General features: G+C 41.3%; 10 protein-coding genes and 1 pseudogene. 4 read left to right on the forward strand and 7 right to left on the reverse strand.

Annotated features, from left to right (window positions below; genetic code table 11):
* Nucleotides 1-107: pseudogene (gene prsA / locus RAC86_RS34790) on the reverse strand (peptidylprolyl isomerase PrsA); the annotation flags it as partial.
* 159 nt (nucleotides 108-266) lie between these two features.
* On the opposite strand from prsA, the gene yhzE1 reads away from it, so the two are divergent.
* Together yhzE1 and yhzE2 are read left to right on the forward strand one after the other, a co-directional pair.
* The gene (gene yhzE1, locus RAC86_RS34795; protein WP_003327753.1) at nucleotides 267-353 is read left to right on the forward strand and encodes a sporulation protein YhzE1; all 87 of its coding nucleotides are present in this window, start codon (nucleotides 267-269) and stop codon (nucleotides 351-353) included.
* Between the two features lie 124 nt (nucleotides 354-477).
* Nucleotides 478-564, forward strand: a complete 87-nt coding sequence (gene yhzE2 / locus RAC86_RS34800; protein WP_003155248.1) for a sporulation protein YhzE2 — start codon at nucleotides 478-480, stop codon at nucleotides 562-564.
* A gap of 52 nt (nucleotides 565-616) precedes the next feature.
* Here yhzE2 and RAC86_RS34805 read toward each other — a convergent pair whose 3' ends face one another.
* Both RAC86_RS34805 and RAC86_RS34810 read right to left on the reverse strand, forming a co-directional pair.
* Nucleotides 617-799, reverse strand: a complete 183-nt coding sequence (locus RAC86_RS34805; RefSeq protein WP_024571667.1) for a hypothetical protein — start codon at nucleotides 797-799, stop codon at nucleotides 617-619.
* Nucleotides 800-906: 107 nt separating this feature from the next.
* The gene (locus RAC86_RS34810; protein ID WP_072566022.1) at nucleotides 907-1,425 is read right to left on the reverse strand and encodes a DUF3267 domain-containing protein; all 519 of its coding nucleotides are present in this window, start codon (nucleotides 1,423-1,425) and stop codon (nucleotides 907-909) included.
* Between the two features lie 207 nt (nucleotides 1,426-1,632).
* Between RAC86_RS34810 and RAC86_RS34815 the strand changes: the two genes are divergently transcribed.
* Nucleotides 1,633-1,974 carry a YhaI family protein gene (locus RAC86_RS34815; RefSeq protein ID WP_014113234.1) on the forward strand — a complete coding sequence of 114 codons (342 nt, stop codon included), beginning with the start codon at nucleotides 1,633-1,635 and terminating at the stop codon, nucleotides 1,972-1,974.
* Here RAC86_RS34815 and RAC86_RS34820 read toward each other — a convergent pair.
* Together RAC86_RS34820 and RAC86_RS34825 are read right to left on the reverse strand one after the other, a co-directional pair.
* Complete coding sequence (locus RAC86_RS34820) at nucleotides 1,971-2,582, reverse strand: HTH-type transcriptional regulator Hpr (RefSeq protein WP_014113235.1); 612 nt, start codon at nucleotides 2,580-2,582, stop codon at nucleotides 1,971-1,973. The genes RAC86_RS34815 and RAC86_RS34820 overlap by 4 nt on opposite strands.
* Before the next feature lie 177 nt (nucleotides 2,583-2,759).
* Nucleotides 2,760-3,116: a YtxH domain-containing protein gene (locus tag RAC86_RS34825; RefSeq protein ID WP_003224279.1), complete on the reverse strand. Its 357-nt coding sequence runs from the start codon at nucleotides 3,114-3,116 to the stop codon at nucleotides 2,760-2,762.
* A gap of 129 nt (nucleotides 3,117-3,245) precedes the next feature.
* Here RAC86_RS34825 and yhzF point away from each other — a divergent pair, with 129 nt between their 5' ends.
* Complete coding sequence (yhzF, locus tag RAC86_RS34830; protein WP_003239499.1) at nucleotides 3,246-3,437, forward strand: membrane protein YhzF; 192 nt, start codon at nucleotides 3,246-3,248, stop codon at nucleotides 3,435-3,437.
* 75 nt (nucleotides 3,438-3,512) lie between these two features.
* Here the strand turns inward: yhzF and trpP are convergent, their stop codons facing one another.
* Nucleotides 3,513-4,031, reverse strand: a complete 519-nt coding sequence (gene trpP, locus RAC86_RS34835) for a tryptophan transporter TrpP (protein WP_072566023.1) — start codon at nucleotides 4,029-4,031, stop codon at nucleotides 3,513-3,515.
* Nucleotides 4,032-4,154: 123 nt separating this feature from the next.
* Complete coding sequence (gene serC, locus RAC86_RS34840; protein ID WP_072566024.1) at nucleotides 4,155-5,234, reverse strand: 3-phosphoserine/phosphohydroxythreonine transaminase; 1,080 nt, start codon at nucleotides 5,232-5,234, stop codon at nucleotides 4,155-4,157.
* Nucleotides 5,235-5,358 lie beyond the last annotated feature (124 nt).

Here is a 5,358-nt window from a genome sequence, read left to right on the forward strand (position 1 = left end):
ACATCGCCTGCGTCTGTTTTTGCGATGACTTCTTTGTCGCCGCTGCTGCAAGCACTGAGAGCGAGGATGCTTGTAGCAGTGATAGCTGCTATTGCGATTTTCTTCATTGTTTTCAAACACTCCTAATCATTCCAAATTAAATTACCTATGCGTATCATAACATATTGTGGCTTTCTGTAAAAAGATTTTAAATAAAGGGCATTCGTCTAGTCAAACTTTTGCTGATGGCATACTTATATATTGATCAAGAAAAGGAGGTATGTAACATGAGCGGAGGATACTCTAACGGATTCGCGCTGCTTGTAGTACTGTTCATTTTGCTTATCATCGTAGGTGCAGCTTACATCTACTAAGCAGCCCGGGGATCGCTTGCAAGATAAGCGATCCTTTATTTTCACTAGCGCCTAATCGTTTCAAACATGAATTGCATAAGATGTAATTGGTAAATAAAGCTTTTTACAGGAGGTGCTTTTTAAGATGGGTGAAGTATTTGCAGGCGGATTCGCTTTATTGGTTGTGTTATTTATTTTATTGATTATCATCGGCGCTTCTTGGCTGTACTAATCAAAATAAAAAAGCATAGCTGCTGAATCAGCAGCTATGCTTTCTTTCGTATTTACACTGTAAAGGAGATCTCCACAAACGAAGAGATCAGTAAAATTAATATAGATACGTTAATAAATCGGAATACCTTATCTTGCCGCTCTTCAGGAATCTCTCTGACAAGGCATAATGTATTGGTGAGCCTGTTTATGAAATATAAAATAAACACGGCAGCCACGATAAAATAGAATAAAATGATGGGAGATTCCCCCTCTCTCTGAACTGTCCCATATTACATTACCAAATATTTATTAAAAAAGATAGAATGCAAATTGAAAAATCGCCACTAGCGCCAAGGATTGGCTACTTTTCAACAAGAATATCCAAGCCGTCTGCTTCCTGATCAATGAAAGCGGATTTCGGCGCTTTTATCAGCTTGAGAGCCAGCAAGAAGTCAGGCAGACAGTAGCCGGCATGAATGCCCGAAATCATGCAGAAATAATGGGCGTGATTCGGAAAAGCCAGCGCGGCGTAAAACAGTACAGGCGTAATCAGCAAGAACGGGCTTACGAGTGAAATCAGCATTGTTGTTTTTGGTATTCGTTTCCATGTGCGCATGCGTAGTATATAAAACTTTTTTTCTATTTTTCTTTTTTTGCAGATGATTGGCAGGACATGGATGACTTTATGTACAAATAGAATAACGACGAGCAAACCGCCGAATAAAGGTACATATTCATCGCTTAAGCTTGTGCCAGGCCGCAGCAGCTCAAATGCTAAAAAGGTAGATATAAAAACCAAAATCATAAAACATACAGCAGTTAATATTATGCGAACGGCACCATAATCCTTCATGAGATTTATGGTCTTCCAGCAATTCATCAAAGTCATCCTTCCATACATCTTGAATAGAATCTCAAAATAATTTACTCCTCCCAAGAGAAAAAATCAATGCTTTTTTAAGAAAAAATATCATCCGGCAGGTATTTTTTTGAAACAAGCAAACAAACTGCGAAATATGGGGTTAGAACTTTCTTCTCAGTGAATTATCAGCTAAAATAAGATTAAAGATAGAAAGAAGTGGTGTGGATGGATTCGATGGATCATCGCATTAAGCGATTAGAATATTACATACAATTATTAGTGAAAACAGTAGATATGGACAGGTACCCCTTCTATGCGCTTCTCATTGATAAAGGGCTGAGCAGGGAAGAGGGGGAAGAGGTTATGAGGATATGCGATGAATTGTCGGAAGAGCTGGCAGCACAAAAAGCGCAAGGATTTGTAACCTTCGATAAGCTCCTTGCGCTTTTTGCCGGACAGCTGAATGAAAAGTTAGATGTTCATGAAACGATTTTTGCCCTGTATGAGCAGGGGCTTTATCAAGAGCTGATGGAAGTCTTTATTGATATCATGAAGCACTTTGATTAACTGTTTACAGGTTCGAGCTCTTCTGCCGGTTCATCCGCCGCACTGTCCTTTGCTTTTTTCTTCAGTTTTCCGTTTGCGCTTTCAAAGTCATTGTCAATATTGGTGAGTGACGTTTCGAAAATTTCCATAAAATCATCGCCGTAGATATGGCGTATCATACACATCATTTCAGCCACTTCAGGGAATTTTCCGAATAAATGATACAGAGGCTGTGACCCTTTAAAAACCGCGTTGCGTGTCGGATCAAATTCCTCAAGCAAGCTCCAGAATACCTCAGTGCCTTCCTCAGTCAATTGGACGTATGTGTTCCGTTTATCATTCAGCCGTTTGGAGAATCTTAAATATCCTCGTTCTTCCAGCTTTTTTGAAAAGTTGAATGCGGTTGATACGTGCATGACCCCGAATTTCGCGATTTCAGAAATGGAAGCTCCATTCAATTGATACGCAATCCATAAAATATGATGCTCATTAATATTCAGGTCATACGGTTTGAGCCATTGCTGCCAATCCTTCTCGATCGATTTCCAAAGAGCCTTGCTAAGCTGAGCCATTTTCTGGGTGAAGACCAGAGCCTCTTTCACATCATAGGGCGGTTCCACTCGATTCATTACGTCACCTGCTTCTCTTTTTCTTTTTCTCTATTATGCCAATAAAATAAAGATTAATAAAGATGAAAATGTAAGAATTTTTTAATAAATTCACAATCCATTGCGGTGAGAGGCTTTTTCGGCAAAAAAAAATGCAGGTCTAATTTTGGCCCGCATTTTTTTCTTTAGAATAGGATATTAGTTTTGTAAGGTTTTCTCCAGCTGTCTGATTTTCTCTTCAATATCAGCGATTTCTTTTTGCAGATCCTGCTGGTGAGGCTTGATCTCTTCCTGCCATTTTTTAATGGACGTTTGGAGCTCGCCGCTCACGTCTTTAATGACATCTGTACTTTCTTTTGCCGCTTTGATCAGCTGGTCTTTTAATGCAAGCCCGTCTGATTTTAAGCGTTTGATCGTTTCTTCGAAAGAATCATAATTGGTTTTCATTTTTTCACGCAGCTGCTTTCCTGAGGAAGGTGCAGAAAGAAGAACTGCTGCTCCTCCGATGATGCCGCCTACGAATAGTCCTGTTAATAGAGAACGTCCGTCCGCCATTACAATCACCCCGTCTTTTTCTTGAAAATAGGATTCATTCAGCATTTTTCATTTTTGTTGAAAGCCTGAACTTCTATACATAGCTTGCTTTATTTTAGCATATTTTTTAAGTGAAAAGGAGGGAGAAGGTTGTCTGTCTTTATGATTGTGTTATCCTGCATCACCCTTGCCTTCGCTTCAGGCGCTGTTTACTATATCAGACTTCTCAGCCAGGCTGCTTCTTATCCGCCCAAAAAGGTCATCCGGCAGAAAGCGCTTGTTTGTTCAACCGGAACCGCCTTTACACTATGTCTTATCTTTTTCACAAAACTCTTCGCTTAAAACATGCTGACATGCTGCGGGCTCTCTGTTCGAAAAAAAACCTCTCCCGGAAGCGGAAGAGGTTTTGTGTGACAATTATTTAGCAGCTTCCATAAAGCTCGATCGTCTTAAAATGGTTTGGACAATTGGATAAATAATGATCATTGCAATCGTATTCAGCACAGTTGCCGGCAGAACAACTGCTGCGAACAGTGCGGCAAAACCGCCAGGCAAACCGATGATCAATAAAGCTGACGATAAAAATACAATTCCCGATAAGATGGTCCCGATTGCTGTCAGCACAGCGGCTGCACCTGTTTTCTGGCTCTTTCTGAACAAGAGGAACAGGATGAAGAACAGAAACGCGGACACGGGTTTATCGATGATGTTAGGAATCTGTCCGGCTGGAAATGCGGTTGTAAGCGCGGAGATGATTCCGGTCACAATCCCGATGACGAGTACGTTTTGCACCCGCGGGAACAGAAGGATGCCCATGAACATCATGATCAGCATCATATCTGGTTTCATGCCGCCTAAAAAGGGCGGAATAATGGAATGAAGCGCTGCGCCGATTGCGGCAAACAGAGCCATAATGACTAACTCTTTTGTTTTCATATCTATGCTCTCCTCTGCTAAGCTTTTTGCCCTCCAATAATATGCTCGTCATTTATTGCGAAGGCTTAAAGAATATGATATGCAAACAGTATACCAAACGGATCGTTTGCATAGCCAGACTTTTTACTCATTTTCTTGCTGGAATTTCTTCATGAACGCAGCTAATTTTTCACAGTCTTCGAGAGACACCGCGTTATAAATAGAAGCGCGGCAGCCTCCTACTGAACGGTGTCCGCCAAGCCCGACCATTTTTGCTTCTTTTGCTTCCTGAACGAATGTTTTCGTTAATTCGTCATCACGAAGCGTGAAGGTAACGTTCATACGTGAGCGGCTGTCCTTTCTGGCATGCCCTTTATAGAATCCGTTGCTTTCATCAATACAGCTGTAAAGCACTTGTGCTTTTTGCTCATTGCGCTGTTCAGCAGCTTCCACACCGCCGTTTTCCTTCAGCCATTCCAGAACAAGGCTCAGCATATAAATCGCAAATGTCGGCGGAGTGTTGTAGAGTGAGTCCGCTTTGACATGCGTTGAATATTTCAGGATTTTTGGAACGTTCGCATTTTCATTCTGCAGCCAAGTTTTTTTCATGATGACAACTGTCACGCCGGAAGGGCCGAGGTTCTTTTGAGCGCCTCCGTAGATCACGTCAAACTTGGACACATCAATTTTTCTGCTTAAAATATCGCTGGACATGTCAGCGACGAGTGGAATAGGGGAATTCGGGAATTCCTGCCACTGTGTGCCGAAAATCGTATTGTTGGACGTGATATGTAAATACGCGCTGTCTTTTACATCCGTAAGATCAATCTCCGGAATGTAGCTGTAATGATCTCCTTCACTTGTAGCTGTTACAGAGGTGTTCCCGAACAGCTTTGCTTCAGCGAGGGCTTTTTCGGACCAAGCCCCAGTCATCACAAAATGCGCGGTTTTTTCAGGTGTTAAAAAGTTCATTGGAAGCATTGAGAATTGAAGGCTTGCCCCGCCTTGAAGAAACAAAATATCGTAATCTTCCGGGATGCCCATCAGTTCAATTAAAAGGCTTTTCGCTTTTTGGTGCACCGCTTCATACTCTTTGCTGCGGTGGGAAAGCTCCATAACTGACATGCCGGATTCGTTAAAATCAATAAATTCTTTCTGTGCTTTTTGCAGAACTTCCAATGGCAGCGCTGCAGGACCTGCGTTAAAATTCGTTGTACGTTCCATCATGATCTCTCCCTGTTTTCCACGTTAATGTATAAAATAATACAATTATCCTATCACAAAAATTCAGTTTTTTGATAAAAAATTAGAATAATCAAAAGAAATCGACGGATGTTTGCGAAATGTT

Source organism: Bacillus sp. LR_5, from assembly GCF_042709275.1.

Coding starts and splice junctions, on each gene's coding strand:
- yhzE1 (WP_003327753.1), top strand. CDS start 267: ATGAGCGGAGGATACTCTAACGGATTCGCGCTGCTTGTAGTACTGTTC.
- yhzE2 (WP_003155248.1), top strand. CDS start 478: ATGGGTGAAGTATTTGCAGGCGGATTCGCTTTATTGGTTGTGTTATTT.
- RAC86_RS34810 (WP_072566022.1), bottom strand. CDS start 1,425: ATGAATTGCTGGAAGACCATAAATCTCATGAAGGATTATGGTGCCGTT.
- RAC86_RS34815 (WP_014113234.1), top strand. CDS start 1,633: ATGGATTCGATGGATCATCGCATTAAGCGATTAGAATATTACATACAA.
- RAC86_RS34820 (WP_014113235.1), bottom strand. CDS start 2,582: ATGAATCGAGTGGAACCGCCCTATGATGTGAAAGAGGCTCTGGTCTTC.
- RAC86_RS34825 (WP_003224279.1), bottom strand. CDS start 3,116: ATGGCGGACGGACGTTCTCTATTAACAGGACTATTCGTAGGCGGCATC.
- trpP (WP_072566023.1), bottom strand. CDS start 4,031: ATGAAAACAAAAGAGTTAGTCATTATGGCTCTGTTTGCCGCAATCGGC.
- serC (WP_072566024.1), bottom strand. CDS start 5,234: ATGGAACGTACAACGAATTTTAACGCAGGTCCTGCAGCGCTGCCATTG.